Raw genomic sequence first — 17,381 nt, 5'->3', positions numbered from 1 at the left:
TGCCATGAAAAGCAAGTTTAAAGGGATGGGGAAGCTGCCGGTTATTTTGGCCGCAGTGCTGTTGCTGATGCAGGCACCGGCATTCGCCGAAGTGACGCCTGCCAGCTTTGTCAAGCCGCCGAGCAATTACGATCCGATGAATATCTTTTTCAAAGGCTTTAATTACTACGGCCTGATGCCGAAAGCGGGAGATAAAGTCGGTGTGTTCGACGGTGAGTTGTGCGTCGGCGTGACGATTCTACAAAAGGATTACAGCCAATATGAAAAGGGAGAATTTCTTTTTCTGACGGCTTATAAGGAATTCAAGCAGAATAACGTGGTTGTCGACCCGGGTTTCCGCGAAGGAAATCCGATGAAATTCTATCTTTTAGTCAGTGCGACCAATACGGTTGTAGCTATTCCGGACAGCAATGTTGCTTACTACAATACAGAAACCGGTGAAAAGCTTTCGGAACCGGTAACTTTTACCGGCAGAGGAACCGCGCTGGTGGAAATCCATAGCGGAATGGCCAAGCTGTCTATTCGCATTAATCCGGCCGGCAAGGGCAATACGATCCCCAAAGCGGATGACTATTTGTACAGCATCAACGACGCGCAGCAAGTGACCATCCGCATCGACTCGACTGCTTTCGCCGAACATTATGAATTCAGCCACTGGCTGATCGACGACACGCAGACGATTACGGCGCCTCAGGTCACTGTCACGATGATCAAGAACACCAAAGTTGAGGCGAATTTCAAGCTGAAAAAATATACGCTGACGCCTGTTGTTGATCCGGCGCAGGGTTCGACGACGCCGGCAACCCCCACCGAATATACGGCGCTGACTTATGCCGACATATTCGCCAAGGCGAATGAAGGGACGGGATATGAATTCAGCCATTGGGTCGTCAGTCCGCCGGATGTGCAGATCGAAAATCCCAATCAGGCCAGCACGCGCGTTTTAATGACCAAAAACGTTCAGGTGACGGCCGTTTTCAAGCTGGAAAAGGATTCTCTTTTGGTCACCATAACACCGGCTCAAGGCGGAAATACCATTCCCGAGCCGGGTGTCATGCATGTTTACACGTACGGCCAAACTGTCACTGTTACGGCGCTTCCGAATCCCGGCTACAAGTTCAAACATTGGCTGGAATACACAGGTCTGATTCCTTCGATTGTGAGCACGGACAGCATTTATTCTTTCATCATCCGCAAAAGTACGCGGTTAGAAGCTGTGTTTGAAAAGAAGAAATACCTCGTGCAACTGCGTACCCAGGACTATATGGGAATTATTCAAATCAGTCTGGATCAAGGAACAACCTATCAGAACGCTGATTCATTATACACTTTCGAATACGGCACTATCATCAAGCTGCGTGCGGTATCGCATGACGCCGTCAAGTATCCTTTCGACAACTGGAGCGGCGCCGTAAACAGCACGGAAAACCCGATAACGGTTACCGTCACGACCAACATGCTGATCATCTGTAACTTTTTTGATACCACGCCGGTCGAATTGGCTGCTTTTACGGTCCAATTTGCGCCGCACAGCGTCAGCCGCGCCGTTCTCCTGCGTTGGGAAACCGTCAGCGAAACCAACAACCTGGGTTTCGAAGTCGAACGAGCAATGGGCGCTGAAAAGAATTGGCAAAGGATAGGATTTGTAAAAGGCGCCGGCACCACCACGCGCCAGCAAACCTACCAGTTCATCGATACGGAGGCGCTCGAGGTCGGCGTATACTTTTACCGTCTGCGCCAGCTGGATACCGACGGAACCTTCAGCTACTCGCAGACGGTCAAATTCGAAGTTACAGCGCCGTTGGACTATGCGTTAATGCAAAATTTTCCCAATCCGTTCAATCCGACGACCACCATCGTCTTTCAGTTAAAGGAAAGCGGTTATGCGACGCTGCAGGTGTACGATTTGCTCGGCAGGCGCGTAATGACTTTGGTCGACGGTGAATTGAAGGCCGGCACGCACAAAATAACGCTGGACGCTTCGGAATTAAGCCCGGGTATTTATTTCTACAGTCTGAATGCGGGATCTTTTAAAGAAATGAAGAAAATGACGCTGATTAAATAGCCGGCAGGACAACGGGAGAAGAGGTCACCCCCCTCCCGCCTATTCTCCCGTCCTTCAAGCTCCTCGGACCGTCAGGCTCCCACTGAAATGCATTCCGAGGAGCTTTTTTTATGCCGTTCCGAATACAAATGGGGTCGCATGATTTCCGCAACATCCGGAGAATTCAAGCAAATTTGCGGGTAAAAAAGCAGCTTAGAGGATAAAAGCGAGCAGTGCGGTAAGAGCTGAGGTCAGCAAACTGCCCGGCAGCAGGGCGCGACGAAATGATGCGGAGCCTCCGATCACGGCAACACCGGTTTTCAACAATGTATTCGAACAACAAGCCAGCAAAATTGCACGCACAGCCGCCGTTAAGGCTGCCTGACTATCGCCCGCCAAGCGCGCAACGGAAAGCGTAACCGCATCCACATCCACCAAGCCGGAGAGCAGGCTTGCCGCATACAATCCTTTATCGCCCCAATAAATTTCCGCCGCTTTTGCGAGCAGCAGAACGAGCGAAAACAAGGCCGCAAACTTGAGGGCCGGGATTAGTTCCAAAGGGTTCGTCAAAATCGGCTCTTCACCGTTGCTCTGCAGTTTTTGCTTTTTGCCGATGAAAAAGCCGGCAGTTAAAGCGACAAAGGCTGCAGCTGCAAGCGCCGGACCTAAACGCGCAAGCAGGGGTAAGTAGACGATCGTGGAAACGACAATTACCCGCAGGAACATAATGGCCCAGGAGAAAAAGACGGCTTGAGCATAAGCAGCGCCTGCCTGAGGTACTGAACGACTTTTTTGCGTCATCGTCAGGGTTACGGCGGTGCTGGAAACAAATCCGCCCAATACGCCGGAGAGAACAATCCCTTTTCGACCGATCATTTTAATAAGGATATAGCCGATAAAACTTAGACCGGAGATAAGGACAACCAGTAGCCAGATGGAATAGGGATTAAAAAGATCGAACGGCGGCGGCCCGAAAGACTTGTCGGGCAGGATGGGCAGAATCACGGCGGTAATGACGGCAAATTTAAGCGCTGCCAACAAATCCTCACGTGAGAGGGAACGGACAAACGTCTGCAACTCCAGCTTTAGAGAGAGCAGAACGGCTACGCCGACAGCGGCGGCAATCGCCGCGACACTGTAACCGAAAAAGATCAATGCCCCGAGAAGCAGTGTCAATAAAGCAGAGACTTCAGTCGTCAAGCCGATCTGCCCGCGTAAAGATTCAAGGATCGATCCGGCTATAATCAATAATCCCGTTGCTGAAAACACCACCAAAAGCGGCATCGGCGAAGAAAAAATCTGCGAAATCATTGCCGCCATGCCGCCCAACAACCCTAAAAGTCCGAACGTGCGGATTCCGGCAATAATTTTTTTATTATCCTGCTCCGCTGCAAATTCACGCTGAAGGCCGATAAGGATACCTACAGCCATTGCCAACGCAAATTTGCCCAAAATGTCTTTGATCGACACGCCGTTTTCCTCTTATTTTTTCACTTTAGTATATTCGGAATAGATTTGCAAGCGCTTTTTGTTCACAAGACTGCGTGAATTGAAAAAAATTGGAGGTATGAATGAAAAGGCGGGAATTTATAATGATTACGGCTAAAACAACCTTGGCTGCCTCAGTGCTGCCCTCCTTTTTAGTCGGTGCGCCTAATCAAATGCCGCGGCGCAAACTCGGCCGAACCGGAGAAAAGCTTTCCATCCTCGGTTTCGGCGGCATTTTGGTGATGGATGAAGAGCAGAATGTCGCCAACGAAATGGTGGCGCGCGCTTTTGATCGCGGAATAAACTATTTCGATGTTGCTCCCACCTACGGGAATGCCGAAGAGCGATTGGGCCCTGCCCTGGAGCCTTACCGCAAACGCTGCTTTTTAGCCTGCAAAACCAATCGGCGCACCGCCGACGAGGCGCAAAAGGAATTGGAAAATTCCCTTCGAACCTTGCGTACCGATTATTTTGATCTTTATCAGCTTCATCATTTAACGACAGATGAAGATATTGAAATCGCCTTTGGTCCGAAAGGAGCAATGGAGGTTTTGCTTAAAGCCAAGCAGGAAGGCAAGGTCAAATTTCTTGGTTTTTCCGCGCACTCGGAAAAAGCGGCTTTGGCCGCCATGGAGCGTTTTGATTTCGACACGATCCTTTTTCCAATCAATTTCGTGAATTGGTTCGAAGGAAATTTTGGTCCGCGCGTTGTCGAAACCGCGCGCAGGAAAAAGATGGGCATTTTGGCGCTCAAAAGCCTGGCGCATCGTGCTCGCATCGAAGGCGAAAGTCTTGCTTATCGCAAAGTTTGGTATCATCCAATCCCCAAAGAGGACGATGAAACGGCTCGTTTGGCGTTCAACTGGACGATGATGCAGGGCGTAACAGCCGCCATTCCGCCGGGCGATCCGGTATTATGGGATCGTTCCTTCCGCATAGCCGCCGCTGCCAAACCGTTGAAAAAGGACGAAATTGAACGGCTTCGGCAGCTCGCCAAAGGTGTGCCGCCGGTCTTTCGTGCTTAAACTTGCGACGCGGCGGATTCGCGCAAATCTGTATGAAATTCGCCGCGTCCGATCGACTTTTCGATAATTCCGCCGCCGAGAAGCAAATTCCCTGCATAGAAAACGGCGGATTGACCCGGAGTAACCGCCGTGCGGGGTTCGTCGAAACGTATTTTAACCCTATCCTCTCCCAGCGGATACAATACGGCAGGATAACCGGGATCGTTATATCGGATGTGAGCCGTCACGTGCAGCGCGCCGGTAGGCGGCGCAATGGACACCCAATTGACATCACAAGCCGACAAGCCGTCGGCCAAAAGGTCCTCTTTATTGCCGACCCGAACGCGGTTACGGGCGGCGTCAATTTCGACCACATATTGCGGCCTTCCTACGGCAATCCCCAACCCTTTACGCTGTCCGATCGTGTAAAACGGATAGCCGCGATGCCTGCCTAAAAAGCGGTTTTGTGCGTCGACCACGTCGCCGGGAGACGGTAGTTGGCCGCGTTCGCTCAACCTTTCCCGCAGATATGCGACATAATCGTTGTCCGGAATGAAGCAGATGTCTTGACTTTCCGCCTTTTCAGCAGCCGGCAGTCCAAGTTCCGCCGCTTTACGGCGCACATCGTCCTTTTGCCAATCCCCTAAGGGAAAGAGTGAGCGGCTGAGCTGCTCCTGCGAGAGACGCCAAAGTGCGTAGCTTTGATCCTTAGCACGATATTGCGATCGGCGAATCTGATACCGCCCGCTTGCAGTATCGAAACTCAGGCTGACATAATGTCCGGTGGCAAAATAATCGGCGCCGAGAGAAAAAGCAAAAGACATCAATTTGCCCCACTTGATCGTCGGGTTACAAAGCACGCAAGGGTTCGGCGTGCGGCCTGCCAGATATTCTCGGATAAAGTACTCAATAATTGTCTGTTTAAACTCATTCCGCAGATCCAAAACGTGATGTTCGATGGAAAGAGCGCGGCAGACGCGGAAGGCTTCCTCGACTGCCTGCTCGGCGCAACGGCATTTCGAGTCGTAATGCAGCATGGTAATGCCGATTACATCGAACCCTTGTTCAAGTAGCAAAGCGGCCGCAACCGAGCTGTCGACGCCGCCGCTCATGGCAACGGCAGCTTTTTTGCCTTCCATATCAGCTTTCATGCTCGCTGCTAGGGACGTGTTTCTTTAATTGGAAGGAAAAGCGGGAGCCTTTACCCAACTCGCTTTCAACGGATACCTTGCTTCCGTGCGCCTCGACGATATGCTTGACGATCGCCAACCCCAAACCGGTGCCGCCCATATCACGCGATCGCTCCTTATCGACGCGGTAAAATCGCTCGAATATGCGCGGAATGTGTTCTTCGGCAATGCCGCGTCCGCTGTCCTCTACGAATATTTCGACGCGGCTTTTATGCTCGATAAAGCCGACTCGAACCCACCCTTCGGGAAAATTGTACTTGATCGCATTGGTTACGAGGTTCTGCATGGCCTGCGTCAGCCGTTCGCGATCGCCGAGAACCAATACCCGTTTGTTTTCCGGCAACAGGGACTGCAGATTAATTGAATGTTTCACAGCCGTTTCCTGAAAATCGGCGGTGATTTTTTGCAGCCATTCATGAACATCAAAAGGAGAGAACGACATCTTCATTTCACCCGATTCGATACGGGAAATGTCGATCAAATCGGTCAGCAGGCTATTCAGCCGCATGGCCTGATGATAGGTCTTGGCAATAAACTCCTGCCGCTTACGGGGATCGATGTCCGGATTGTTAAGAAGCGTTTCGAGGTAGCCTTGAATGGAGAAGATCGGCGTACGCAGCTCGTGCGAAACGTTTCCCAGAAACTGCGAGCGGACACGCTCCAGCCGTTTCATCTTTTCGAAATCTTCTTGAAGCTTGTCGAGCATCTGATTAAGCAATGAGGCCAATGCCCCCAATTCGTCGTCATGAATTTTTGCAAACCGCGCCTGACGATTTCCTTCCTTGACCGCCGTGGCGACTTGAGAAAGATGGCGAATGGGAAGTGTAATCCTGCCGGCAGCCACATAGCTGATAAATGCAATCAGGCAAAAAGCCGCCCCGCTGCCGCCAAAGATTTTCCAGCGAAAAGCCCGCATCACAGCGTGCACGTTTTCTGCAGGCATTGCCAGACGAATATATCGGATTGGGAAGAGAGAGCGACTGTCAACCACCTTTGCGGAGTAGAACATCGTTCGATGCACCGAGGCGCTGCGCCGTTCGTCGTGACCATAGCCCTCGCGTGCGGCAGCCTGAATCTCAGGCCGATTAATGTGATTTTCAAGAAGAAAGAGAGAATCGCGCGGTACAGCCGAATCAAAGCGGACTATACCGATAGAATCTATGAGAGTCAAGCGTTGGCCGGAAATCGATGATAATTTTAGGAGCAGAGAATCTCGTTCCGCTTCGGTCAAATTAGGAGGAAAAGACTCCATCAAATACTCAATCTCGTTCAATTTGACCGCAAGCTGCCGATAAACCAAGCGGCGATAATAGCGCTGTATTTCAAAAGTGGAAAAGAGAGCGCCGGCAGTTGTGACAAAGAATAAAAGCGCTAAAACCAAGAAAATGATTTTCTGTCTAAGCGACAAGTGCATAGGCAGGCGTCAGTCAGCCCGAAAGCGATAACCAACTCCTTTGATGGTTTCGATATGATTAAGGTAGGGTTCGCCCAATTTTTCACGAATTTTTCGAATGTGCACATCGATGGTCCGATCGATGACAACGACATTATCTTCCCAGAGATCCTCCAGCAGAATACGCCGGCTGACCACCCGTTTCGGTCGCTGAGCAAGATAAAGAAGAATCTCGAATTCTTTTTTAGTCAAAGTAATCTCGCGTCCTCCCGCGGTTACTAAATATTTTGCCGGATCGATGATCAAATCACCGAACTGCAAAACATTCTGCGGTTCTTCCGATGCCGGTTTGCGGAACGCCTTTTTAATGCGCGCCAACAACTTGCGGATGGCGATCGGTTTGACGACATAATCGTCGGCGCCGAGTTCCAGCCCGATCACTTCGTCGATTTCACTGTCTTTGGCGGTCAAAAAAATTACAGGGATGGTGCTGGTGGAGGGTTTTTCCCGCAGTTCCCGCAGCACTTGTCGACCGTCCTTTTTCGGCAGCATAATATCCAGCAGAATTAAATCCGGCTTTTCGCTTTCGGCTTTCTTCACAGCCTCTTCACCGTCAAAGGCTGTAGACACCGCATATCCCTCAGCCTGGAGATTATAGGCCAAAAGGTCGACTATGTCTTTTTCGTCATCGACAATGAGAATAGTTTTTTGCATAGGTCAATTCCCTCGTCTTGTGTGTAAAATACGACATCCATAACTAAATTTGAAGAAAAATAATTTCTCGAGGATAAAAGGAACTATGGAAAAGCCGAATAAAATGCATAGCGTGAAAAGTCTGCAGGATAATGTCTAAAAAAGCCCTGCCGCCGAAGGCGGCTTTTGCAGAAACCATTGTCTTGACGGCAGGGCTGGGGCTGCGAGGTAGAAGGAAATAATCGGCCTTACGGTCGGTTGATTTAACGGAGAAGCGTCATTTTGCGCACCAGAGTTTTTTCACTGGTCTGCAGAGAGTAGTAATAAATGCCGCTCGGCAAATTCGATGCTTCCCAGGAAACAGTATGAATACCGGCTTCCATTCGGCCTTCCGCCAGCGTGGCGATCTGCCTGCCCAACATGTCGTAAACAGTCAGTTTTACAAAGTCGGCCTTGGGCAGGGCAAACTCGATGACCGTAGAAGGATTGAAGGGGTTCGGATAGTTGGCATAGAGGTTATAATCCTTCGGATTTTCGGCCGTGCTCTTTTCTTCAACAGCCGTGGGAACTTGAATGTTAAAAGTGCTCCAACCGGCGGTCCAGTCTTCGCGACCGAAGGCGCCGATAAAATTGGCGGTCGGATCGAAAAAGCCGTCGTTCGGCGGTGTGCCGGCGCCGAGGACGATGGGCGAACCTTGATTCGGCATCGGATTGGGGTTTAGAAGATTGAAAGGATCGACCAACTTGACATCATTATTGGTTGCGAATGTCTTGCCGCCGTGATTAATAAACCAGGCCGCCATGGCATTTTCGAATTCGGTGTCTGTGGATTTAAAGTTGCTGGTGGTTCCGGCGATGATGGAGTTTTTGACGTAGGTGACGCCGGCTTTGGCGTCGGCGACGGTGTTGGGGCCGTCGATGAGGATGCCGACGGGCCAGCCCATGATGAGGGCGTTATGGATTTTGTTTTGGGAGGAGCGGCGGAGGTGCATGGCGCGCTTGTAGTTGGAGTTGATGGGCGTTGTCGGCGTGGCCAGGGGTCCGATGAGGGTGACGTTCCAGTAAGTGGGAGCGGTTCTGGGTTCGTTGGTGGAACCGGCGCCGTCGTTGTCGGACTCGAAGCCGTTGGAGCCGGAGACGTCGGCGACTTCGGGGTCGCGGACGGCGAGGAGGAACTGGAGTTTGCCGGAGTAACCGAAGTCGGTGTCGAAATCGTCGTCGAGGGTGGAGTAGGAGATGAGGTATTTGCAGTTGACGGTGCCGCCGAAGAATTCGAAGGCGTCGTCGTTGGCGTAGGAGACCTGGATGTGATCGACCTTGGTGCCTCTGCCGACGCCGCCGAAGGTGAGGCCGTTGATTTCGTTATTGGGGGAGAAAGCGATGCCGGCGTATTCGATGCGGATGTAGGAGAGGACGCCGCTGTTGTCGTCGGGGTCGTTGCCGCCGTAGGTGTCGCCTGGGCCTTCGATGGCGGCGGAGCCGCCCGGGACGTTGATGGGGGCTTTACCGAGGATGATGACGCCGCCCCAGTCGCCGCGCTGCGGGGGTTGGGGGGAACCTGGTCTGGCGAATTCGCTGGTAAAGATGATCGGTTTATTGACCGAGCCCTGGGCGATGATCTTGCCGCCCGGCTTGACAATGAGAGAACCTTGCGTATTGAATTCACCATAAATAATAGTGCCCGGCGGGATCGTCAGAGTTGCACCTTCCATAACCCGCACAAAGCCGCGCAAAAGATAGGTAGAATCCGCAGAAAGGGTACGGTTAGCAGTAATGTTGCCCTCTAAAACGGCTTGAGCCGGGTAGAGCAAACCTCCTGTCAGCAGAACAATTAAAATCATTCTGGAAAAATAACGCATTGAACCTCCTTCTAGTATTAATGAATACCGCGCAAGAGCCTTTTTATGGTCGATCTCTTGCGCGGATAATGTCGTTGTCTTATAATAACCGGATATGAAGTCTAGGTTAAAGAATCATAAAAACGCAATGCTTTCTGACAGGGGGTTTTCCGAGAATCACTAGAACTGATAAGAGAGTCCCACAGAGAATACACGACCTTTACGGGAAATTTCCGCAGGCTTGTCGCCAAAAGGCGAACGTTGAATGAAACGATGATCCTTATTCAAAAGATCTTTAACAGCAGCCTTGAATTTGATGCCGTCAAAGATTTTGGTGGTAAGAGTAAGGTCAATTTGGTCTCTCGGCATTTCGATTACGTCGCCCAAATTGGCAAACCCGACGCTGTGAATGCGTTTGCCGACTTTGTTATAGACGGCCGATGCCGTAAATTTGCCGTCTGTTGCTTCATAGTATAAACCGGCGTTGGCAATAAAGTCAGCCTGGCCCTGCAGCGGTCGTTTGTCCGCTTGAAAGGCTTTATCACCGGCAAGATCGATCTCGGAATGAATGAGGCTGAGGTTGCCTGCAAAGGAGAGAGGCGCCAGACGCGGATCGATAAAGGCAAATCCCTTTTTCAGCTCGAACTCGACGCCGTATGTTAAGGCGCGATCGGCATTTTCGTACGAACGGATGGGCTGAAAGGCCGACGCGGCCAGCAAGATTTGCTCGATAGGATCATCAAATTCTTTATAGAATCCGCTGATCGCCATCAACTCGACATTGGAGGGATAGAATTCATAACGAAGATCGAAATTGTTCACCAAAGTCCGTTTGAGATGGGGATTGCCCTCAACCAGCTCATAGTTTAAGAAATCAAAGTAGCTGAACGGCGCAATCTCGCGAAATTCCGGGCGAGCCAGAGTTTTGGCAAACGCCGCCCGCAGATTGCTCTTTTGAGTCAAAGCATAGCTGAGATTGACGCTCGGCAGCCAGTCGCGATAAAGAGAGCGGACGCGCACCGGCTCATTGGTGATGGTATAAGAATCCATGTATTGCCGGGACATTTCATATCGAACGCCGGTGATCACCTTTAATCTGCTGTAAATCTTAAAGGTGGTCATCAAATAGCCCGCGTTGATGAACTGCTTTGAACGATAACTGTCGGCAGGCTTGGTAATTTCGATGATTTCGATAAAGCGGTTACCGAAATTTTCCGGCTGAAAAATTTCCTCAATCGGTGCTCTCATCAGAGCATCTTCTTTGCGGAAATCTCCGCCGGGGACGTTCCAAAAGCCGAAGGTTCTGGCTTCGAAATCTCTTTCTTTATCGTTATACAAAAATCCGAATTTGATGTCCGGAAGATTGGGATTCCGCCATAACTTGATTAAAAAGTTCGTATCGAACCCGCGGTCGATATCGTCCAACCTGCTGAAAAAGCGAGTTGAAAGCGATTGATCAAGCAGGAACCGGAATTCCTCTTCCGGGTCATAAAGATCTCGGTTGTAAACATAGCGGCGGGTATCCGGCTCATCCCGTTCCGATTTGCCGTAACTTGCATTCCAGTCCCAAGTCAGCCCATTGAAAAGTGAAAACCGATGGCTCCCTTTCAGCTGGGAGGAGTAAAGCGAACGCGATACGAACGTCAGCGAGTAAGTGCGGCGGTAATCGGGGAAATAATACGAAGGACCTTCGTAAACGGTCGTCTCATTATCGCTGTTCAAGTTGTAGATATTCTTCGAGCTGAGCTTGTGATTCTGACCCAAACGAAGGCTAAAGTTCGCCATGCCGCTCAGGTTTACCGAGTTGGCATAGTCGGTACCGACGAATTCGTAACGAGGCCCGTCGTACGTATAGTTTGCTTTTTGGAGATCCGTTATCGCATCCTGATTGGAATAGTTCAATCCGGCAATGTAGCCGAAAACGTTCGAACCGAAGGTGTGCGAATTCCCGTAGCTCAGCTTCATGCTGCCGCGCAGCGGGGCCTGGACTGTGTGGGTCTGCCAATTATTTTTAAATGCCAAGCCGATTTCGCGCAATTCGTCGGAGTTATAGGTGCCGCGGCCGACTTTGGTTTTATTGATAAGTGAGGGCATGGCGCGCGTACCGTCATCGAGGCCTAAAAAGTCGGTTTTGCCGCCTTGATAAGTGACGAAATCCCTAAAAGTTGTTTGCGGGTCGTAACTTGTCGACAAGCTGAGCGTAAAGATTTTTGATGAGGGGAAATCGACTGTATTCATTTCAATCAGGCCGCCGGAAAAATCACCCGGTTTGTCCGGCGTAGCGCTTTTGGCCGCCGTCATATTTTCGAGCAGATTAGCCGGAAACAAGTCAAAGGCAAAACTGCGTTTCTCCGGATCCGTGCTCGGCAGAGAGGCTCCGTTGAGCATGGTCGTGTTGTAGCGGTCGCTGACGCCGCGAATGAAAGCGTATTTGCCTTCTGAAATGGTAATGCCTGCCATCCGTTTTAAAACGTCGGTACCGTCGGAGCTGTTGTTTTTGGTGATCAGTTCAGCGCTCATGCCGTCGAGAATCATGTTGGCGTTTTTCTGCATGTTCAGGACGGAGAATTCGCTTGTTCTCAACGCCTCTGCCGAAACGACCACTTCCGACATTTCGATGACCGACGGCTGAAGGGCTACATCAATCTTGGATTCTTTCCCCGGCCGCACCTGAATGCCTTGAATCGTAACCGTTTTGTAGGAGATGAATGAAAATTTCAAGCTGTACTCGCCCGGTGCGAGGTTGGGGATGACATAGTTGCCGTCGAGGTCGGTGGCCGCTCCGCTGGTTGTGCCGACGACAACAATGTTTACGCCCGGCATGGCTTCATTGGTCTCGGCATCCACAACTTTGCCGACGATTTTTCCGGTTGTCTGAGAGAAAAGGGGTAACGTGATTACCCACCCCAAGAGCAGTACAAGCTTACGCTTTCGCAAAAGCTGATGTAACATATTTTGCCGCCTTTCTTTGGTTACTACAGGTTTCTGCAAATTGAGCGGCAAAATTTACACTGTACCGGTTAAAGCATTATCAGCGCAACGTTAAGAAATAATTAAGAGGAACTGCAAAAGTCCCCTTGCGCTATCTGCTAGGGTTCGCCCCAGAGAGGGAAATAGCCGAGTTCCCCAACGATTTTTTGCCCGTCTCTGAGCACCCAATCGATAAATGCCTTGACGGCGCCTCTCGGGGTATTGGCCGTAACAAAATAAAGGTAACGCACAAGCGGGTAGGAATCGTTGCGGACGTTTTCAGCTGTCGGCTCTACTCCGTCGACGCTGCAGTGCCGTACATTGCTGCCGAAGCCGGCGCCTCCGTAACCTATCGCGGCGCGATGCTCTGCAACCGCCTTGGCTACCGCCGGAGTCGTCGGCATGACAACGGCTGTCGAAACATAATTTTCGCCGTTCAGTACGTGCTCTTTAAAGTATTGATAAGTGCCGGAATTAGGGGAGCGAACAATTACCAGAATCGGCTCATCCAGGCCGCCGATTTGGCGCCAATTTGATATGACGCCCGTAAAAATATCCTTCAGTTGTGCTCGAGTCAGATTCTGCACCGGATTATCCGGATGAAGGTAGATGCTCAATGCATCTTTTGCTACGAGATGGCTCATGCCGATGACCTTATAGCGTTCAGCCAGGAGTCGGACTTCGGAGGGATTCAACGGTCTGGATGCAGTGCAGATGTCGGCGCGGCCATCGATTAAAGCCTCAACTCCCTTTTTTGTCCCGCCGCCTTCAAAATGAATGGAAACTTCCGGATGTTGTTTCATGTATTCTTCCGCCCAACGGCCGGTCAAGAGCAAAAGAGTGTCCGAGCCGACAATGCGAATAATTGTCGGCTTTTTTCGGACAGGGGGAGCGCATAAGCAGGCCGTAAGAAGCAAGAAGCAAGTCCACCATTTTTTCATAACATCCTCTTGCCTACCGTTTTTCGGCAATCGTGCGCAGTCGTTCGGCAAGAAAGCCCGTTCCCGGCCGCCACTGGGGCGTTGTTTTTGCGTTCAAAAGCGACAGGCAAAACGTTGCAAGGACTTGAACATGTTTGACGGCTGCACCGTAATGGATAGGCTGCGACAAATCGTCGAACGGTGAATGATAGATATTTTCATACCAATAAAGCAGATACTGAAGCGCTTGTTCTAAGGTGAGGTTTTTAGTGTTCAATCCTTCCGAAATAAGGATGGCAGGAATCCCCGCTTGTGCAAAAGACAATTGGTCCGATCTGGCAAAGGATTCGTGGGCAAGGAAAGGCGAAGGGACTGGGGATACTCGTAGATTGAGACGATCAGCCGTCTCTTTCAAGTAATCGCCGAGTGTGGATAATTCGGCGCCGACGCCGACGACATCTTTAAAGTCATCCAACGTCGCCAAGCCGTCGATGTTGAGATTGGCGAGGGTTTTGTGCAGCGGCACCGGCGGGTGGTCGCAGTATAAACGCGAGCCGATCAGACCTTTTTCTTCGCCGGTTGTAAAAAGAAAGATCATCGACGGGCTGCAGTCAAGGCGCGACGCTGCAAAGACTCTCGCCAATTCCAACGCCGCCGCAGCTCCTACAGCGTTGTCGAGTACACCGTTGTAAATTGAATCTCCATTAACGCTCGGGCCGATGCCGAGATGATCGAAATGCGCGGAAATAAGGAGGAAAGAAGCTTTGACGCCTTTCTCCTTGCCCTCGATTAGGCCGAGGACGTTGGTGCCGATGAAATCGCGTTCGAGAAACCGGCCGTGAAAGGATAGGGAAGCGTGCATAGCAAAGCTGCGTACGGTACTGCGTCGATACATTTCATAAACCTGGTTAAGCGAAAAAGGGGCTTTGCGGAATAATTTTGCCGCCGAGTCCGGATTGATCACGGCGCTGAAATGGCCGGACGGCCAATAGGCCAGCGTAACCTCTTCGAATGCAAACTCGCGCCTTTTCTTTTCCCAGTCACGAAAATCCGCATCCATGGGCGCCGGTATGAACAGACACCCCATGGCGCCGCGACTGACGGCCGTGCGTTGCTTGGATTCCAGCAGCGAATAGATCGTCGGGTCCTCGCCGGCAAAATAGGAGGGATCGCCGGAATAAGGTTCGCCGGTGAGCATGACGGCGATTTTCCCCTCGGCATCCAGGCTTTGATAGTCATTATAATCAAATTCCGGCGCAATGATGCCGAATCCGACAAAAACCAACGGCACCGCCTGCGGGATAAAGGTCTGTGCGCCGGTTTTGAGCAACAAATAGTCTTCACCAAGGCGCAATTCATGTTTTTCATCACCGAAAAAGAGTGTCAGTTCGGATTCTTTGAGCGCTCGGCTGCCGTGCATCGGAATGGTCTGGAAGTAGGTGCCGTTGTCTCCTAAGGGTTTGAGGCCGTAAGCGCGCAATCTGGCAGCAATATAGTCGGCTGCTTTTCGTTCACCGCGCGTACCGACGGCGCGCCCTTCCAACGAATCGCTGCCGAGAAATTCGATATGCCGGCGAAGCGAATCGGCAGAGATCATATTAAGCAACGACCATTCCTTACCTTCAAGTGAAACCCTCGAGAAAGGCTGTTCCAAGCAAAAAAATAAAAGAAGAAAAATAAATAAACCGCAACCAATTTTCATTCTAAGACCAGCCCGTTATGCATGATATTAACTTAAAAACAGTTTTGTGAAAAACAACAAATTTGGAATCGGTCGGCCGGTGAAACTGGAATTTTAACATATCTCTAATAATCCGCTAACAATAGGCTTGTAGTTTTTAGAGAAAATTAATCTGCAAAGGAGTCGACATGGCGGTTTTGCGTTTGCCTCGCATCAAAATCGCCGATCGATGGATCGGCGAAGCATTTCCCCCTTTTATTGTGGCAGAGATCGGCATTAATCACAACGGTTCGCTGGAAATTGCCAAAAAAATGATCGAAGGAGCCGTTGCCGCCGGTTGTCATGCGGTCAAATTTCAAAAGCGGACTCCTGAACTCTGCGTGCCGAAGGAACAATGGTATGTGAAGCGCCAGACACCTTGGGGAGAACTAACCTATATCGACTATCGACATCGAATAGAACTTGACGCCGACGACTTTGAAGAAATCGACCGCTTCTGCCGGCAAATCGGCATTTTGTGGTTTGCGTCTAGTTGGGATGTACCTTCGCTTAAATTTATTGAACAGTTCAATCCGCCGCTCCATAAAGCGCCGTCCGCTATGTTGACCAACGCGGAGCTGCTCGCGGTCATGAAAAAAATCGGCAAACCGGTCATGATTTCTACAGGCATGTCGACTCTGGATGAAATCGACGAGGCCGTAGACCTGCTCGATGAACGAAATATCCTGCTGGCGCATACGACCAGCTCCTATCCTTGTCCCGATTCCGAAGTCAATTTATTGATGATCAATTCCCTCAAACGACGTTATCCCGAAGCCGTCATCGGCTATTCGGGCCACGAGCAGGGTGCGCTGCCCAGTATTGTGGCGGTCGCTTTGGGAGCAGCCTTTATCGAGCGGCACATCACCCTTGACAAGTCCATGTGGGGCACTGATCAGGCCGCTTCTTTGGACATGCAGGAGTTGGCTCAACTGACCGAAGGAATTCGCCGCCTTAACCTGTTTATGGGCGACGGAATTAAACGGGTCTATGAGAGCGAACTTGCGGTCAGAGCCAAGCTCCGTCCGCCGCGGACACAACGAAAAAAGAGCCTGCAGACATGGTATAATCAAAAAATCAAACCCGCCGGCATTCATTCGTTGCCCGAGTTTATTTCCCGGCAGTGTTCCAAAGCCGTGTAAGAGGTGCCTTTCTCTATCATGAAGTTGCTTTTTATCTGCGGTTCACTGAATCAAACGACGCAGCTTTATCAAATTTCCCGCTTTTTTTCTCAAGACGAGTGCTTTTTTTCGCCTTTCTACATAGGAATTGAACCGGAAAGACTGTGGCGCACCATATTTCACAACACTATTCTGGGAGGGAAACATCGACAAGCGACGCTCCGGTTTTTGGTGCAAAATAACTGTGCCATGGATGAAGCCGGAAAGGCGCATGTTTATGATGCCGTCTTTACCTGCACCGATCTCATTATTCAGCGCAATATCCGCAATCGACCGATTTTTTTGATTCAGGAGGGTATGACGGACCCGGAACGAAAAAGATATCGAGTTTATAAAGCGGGCCTAATACCTCGATGGATGGCGGGCACTTCGGCAACCGGTCTCTCGAATGCCTACACACTGTTTTTCGTCGCCTCGGAGGGCTACAAAGAGCTTTTCGTCCGCAAAGGCGCCGATCCGAATCGAATTTACGTTACCGGCATTCCCAATTTCGACAACTTTGCCGCTTACAAGGAGAATACGTTTCCCATGCGCGGCTATGTACTGGCCGTAACCTCGAATCTGCGCGAGTGCGGAGAATTTGAAGACCGCAAGGGCTTTATTCAAAAAGCTGTTCGTATTGCCGACGGCCGACCGCTGGTCTTCAAGCTTCATCCTGCGGAAAACGTCAAAAGAGCGGCTGCCGAAATTAGGCGGTGGGCGCCGGGAGCCGAGATCTTGGCAGAATGCGATACCCTGGCGATGACCGCCAATTGCGACGTCTTTATCACGAGGCAGTCGTCAGTGGTTTACGCCGCTTTGGCGCTGGGCAAAGAGGTTCACTGCGATTTGAATCTTGACGAGCTGCGTCGCCTGCTGCCGATTCAAAACGGCGGCAAGTCGGCGGAAAAAATAGCTGAGATCGTAAAGAACCATCTGCAATCGAAATTATGACGGGAGT

At 50.8% G+C, this 17,381-nt stretch carries 12 protein-coding genes; 4 read left to right on the top strand and 8 right to left on the bottom strand.

Annotated elements, in window-relative coordinates:
• The first annotated feature begins 4 nt into the window (after nt 1–4).
• Nucleotides 5–2,065: a T9SS type A sorting domain-containing protein gene (locus tag ONB24_03590; protein ID MDZ7315185.1), complete on the top strand. Its 2,061-nt coding sequence runs from the start codon at nt 5–7 to the stop codon at nt 2,063–2,065.
• Nucleotides 2,066–2,257: 192 nt separating this feature from the next.
• On the opposite strand, the gene ONB24_03585 is transcribed toward ONB24_03590, so the two are convergent.
• Entirely contained in the window at nt 2,258–3,514 is a 1,257-nt protein-coding gene (locus ONB24_03585; GenBank protein ID MDZ7315184.1) for an MgtC/SapB family protein, read from the bottom strand.
• Between the two features lie 191 nt (nt 3,515–3,705).
• On the opposite strand from ONB24_03585, the gene ONB24_03580 reads away from it, so the two are divergent.
• Nucleotides 3,706–4,557 carry an aldo/keto reductase gene (locus ONB24_03580; protein MDZ7315183.1) on the top strand — a complete coding sequence of 284 codons (852 nt, stop codon included), beginning with the start codon at nt 3,706–3,708 and terminating at the stop codon, nt 4,555–4,557.
• Here ONB24_03580 and mnmA read toward each other — a convergent pair.
• The 7 genes from mnmA to ONB24_03545 all read right to left on the bottom strand — a co-directional run bounded on the left by mnmA (nt 4,554) and on the right by ONB24_03545 (nt 15,137).
• Nucleotides 4,554–5,687, bottom strand: a complete 1,134-nt coding sequence (gene mnmA, locus ONB24_03575; protein MDZ7315182.1) for a tRNA 2-thiouridine(34) synthase MnmA — start codon at nt 5,685–5,687, stop codon at nt 4,554–4,556. The genes ONB24_03580 and mnmA overlap by 4 nt on opposite strands.
• Complete coding sequence (locus tag ONB24_03570) at nt 5,677–7,140, bottom strand: ATP-binding protein (GenBank protein ID MDZ7315181.1); 1,464 nt, start codon at nt 7,138–7,140, stop codon at nt 5,677–5,679. The genes mnmA and ONB24_03570 overlap by 11 nt, the downstream gene beginning before the upstream one ends.
• Before the next feature lie 9 nt (nt 7,141–7,149).
• Nucleotides 7,150–7,833, bottom strand: a complete 684-nt coding sequence (locus tag ONB24_03565) for a response regulator transcription factor (protein ID MDZ7315180.1) — start codon at nt 7,831–7,833, stop codon at nt 7,150–7,152.
• A 242-nt stretch (nt 7,834–8,075) separates the two neighbouring features.
• Nucleotides 8,076–9,671 (bottom strand): T9SS type A sorting domain-containing protein, encoded by a 1,596-nt coding sequence (locus ONB24_03560; GenBank protein MDZ7315179.1) that lies wholly within the window; start codon nt 9,669–9,671, stop codon nt 8,076–8,078.
• Between the two features lie 159 nt (nt 9,672–9,830).
• Nucleotides 9,831–12,602 (bottom strand): TonB-dependent receptor, encoded by a 2,772-nt coding sequence (locus ONB24_03555; protein ID MDZ7315178.1) that lies wholly within the window; start codon nt 12,600–12,602, stop codon nt 9,831–9,833.
• A gap of 137 nt (nt 12,603–12,739) precedes the next feature.
• Nucleotides 12,740–13,561: a phosphate ABC transporter substrate-binding protein gene (locus ONB24_03550; protein MDZ7315177.1), complete on the bottom strand. Its 822-nt coding sequence runs from the start codon at nt 13,559–13,561 to the stop codon at nt 12,740–12,742.
• 13 nt (nt 13,562–13,574) lie between these two features.
• A complete protein-coding gene (locus ONB24_03545) occupies nt 13,575–15,137 on the bottom strand; it encodes a M28 family peptidase (GenBank protein MDZ7315176.1) in 1,563 nt (520 codons plus the stop codon).
• Nucleotides 15,138–15,409: 272 nt separating this feature from the next.
• On the opposite strand from ONB24_03545, the gene ONB24_03540 reads away from it, so the two are divergent.
• Together ONB24_03540 and ONB24_03535 are read left to right on the top strand one after the other, a co-directional pair.
• Entirely contained in the window at nt 15,410–16,402 is a 993-nt protein-coding gene (locus tag ONB24_03540) for an N-acetylneuraminate synthase family protein (protein ID MDZ7315175.1), read from the top strand.
• Nucleotides 16,403–16,420: 18 nt separating this feature from the next.
• A complete protein-coding gene (locus ONB24_03535; GenBank protein MDZ7315174.1) occupies nt 16,421–17,374 on the top strand; it encodes a hypothetical protein in 954 nt (317 codons plus the stop codon).
• Nucleotides 17,375–17,381: the final 7 nt, after the last annotated feature.

It is taken from the genome of candidate division KSB1 bacterium (assembly GCA_034505495.1).
In the GTDB taxonomy this organism is placed as follows: domain Bacteria; phylum Zhuqueibacterota; class Zhuqueibacteria; order Residuimicrobiales; family Krinioviventaceae; genus Fontimicrobium_A.
This window is presented reverse-complemented; position numbering and strand designations above follow the sequence as displayed.

What these genes read in the sequence shown, in the direction of transcription:
- ONB24_03590 (MDZ7315185.1), top strand. Translation starts at nt 5, where the DNA reads ATGAAAAGCAAGTTTAAAGGGATGGGGAAGCTGCCGGTTATTTTGGCC.
- ONB24_03580 (MDZ7315183.1), top strand. Translation starts at nt 3,706, where the DNA reads ATGCCGCGGCGCAAACTCGGCCGAACCGGAGAAAAGCTTTCCATCCTC.
- mnmA (MDZ7315182.1), bottom strand. Translation starts at nt 5,687, where the DNA reads ATGAAAGCTGATATGGAAGGCAAAAAAGCTGCCGTTGCCATGAGCGGC.
- ONB24_03570 (MDZ7315181.1), bottom strand. Translation starts at nt 7,140, where the DNA reads ATGCACTTGTCGCTTAGACAGAAAATCATTTTCTTGGTTTTAGCGCTT.
- ONB24_03565 (MDZ7315180.1), bottom strand. Translation starts at nt 7,833, where the DNA reads ATGCAAAAAACTATTCTCATTGTCGATGACGAAAAAGACATAGTCGAC.
- ONB24_03560 (MDZ7315179.1), bottom strand. Translation starts at nt 9,671, where the DNA reads ATGCGTTATTTTTCCAGAATGATTTTAATTGTTCTGCTGACAGGAGGT.
- ONB24_03555 (MDZ7315178.1), bottom strand. Translation starts at nt 12,602, where the DNA reads ATGTTACATCAGCTTTTGCGAAAGCGTAAGCTTGTACTGCTCTTGGGG.
- ONB24_03550 (MDZ7315177.1), bottom strand. Translation starts at nt 13,561, where the DNA reads ATGAAAAAATGGTGGACTTGCTTCTTGCTTCTTACGGCCTGCTTATGC.
- ONB24_03545 (MDZ7315176.1), bottom strand. Translation starts at nt 15,137, where the DNA reads ATGATCTCTGCCGATTCGCTTCGCCGGCATATCGAATTTCTCGGCAGC.
- ONB24_03540 (MDZ7315175.1), top strand. Translation starts at nt 15,410, where the DNA reads ATGGCGGTTTTGCGTTTGCCTCGCATCAAAATCGCCGATCGATGGATC.
- ONB24_03535 (MDZ7315174.1), top strand. Translation starts at nt 16,421, where the DNA reads ATGAAGTTGCTTTTTATCTGCGGTTCACTGAATCAAACGACGCAGCTT.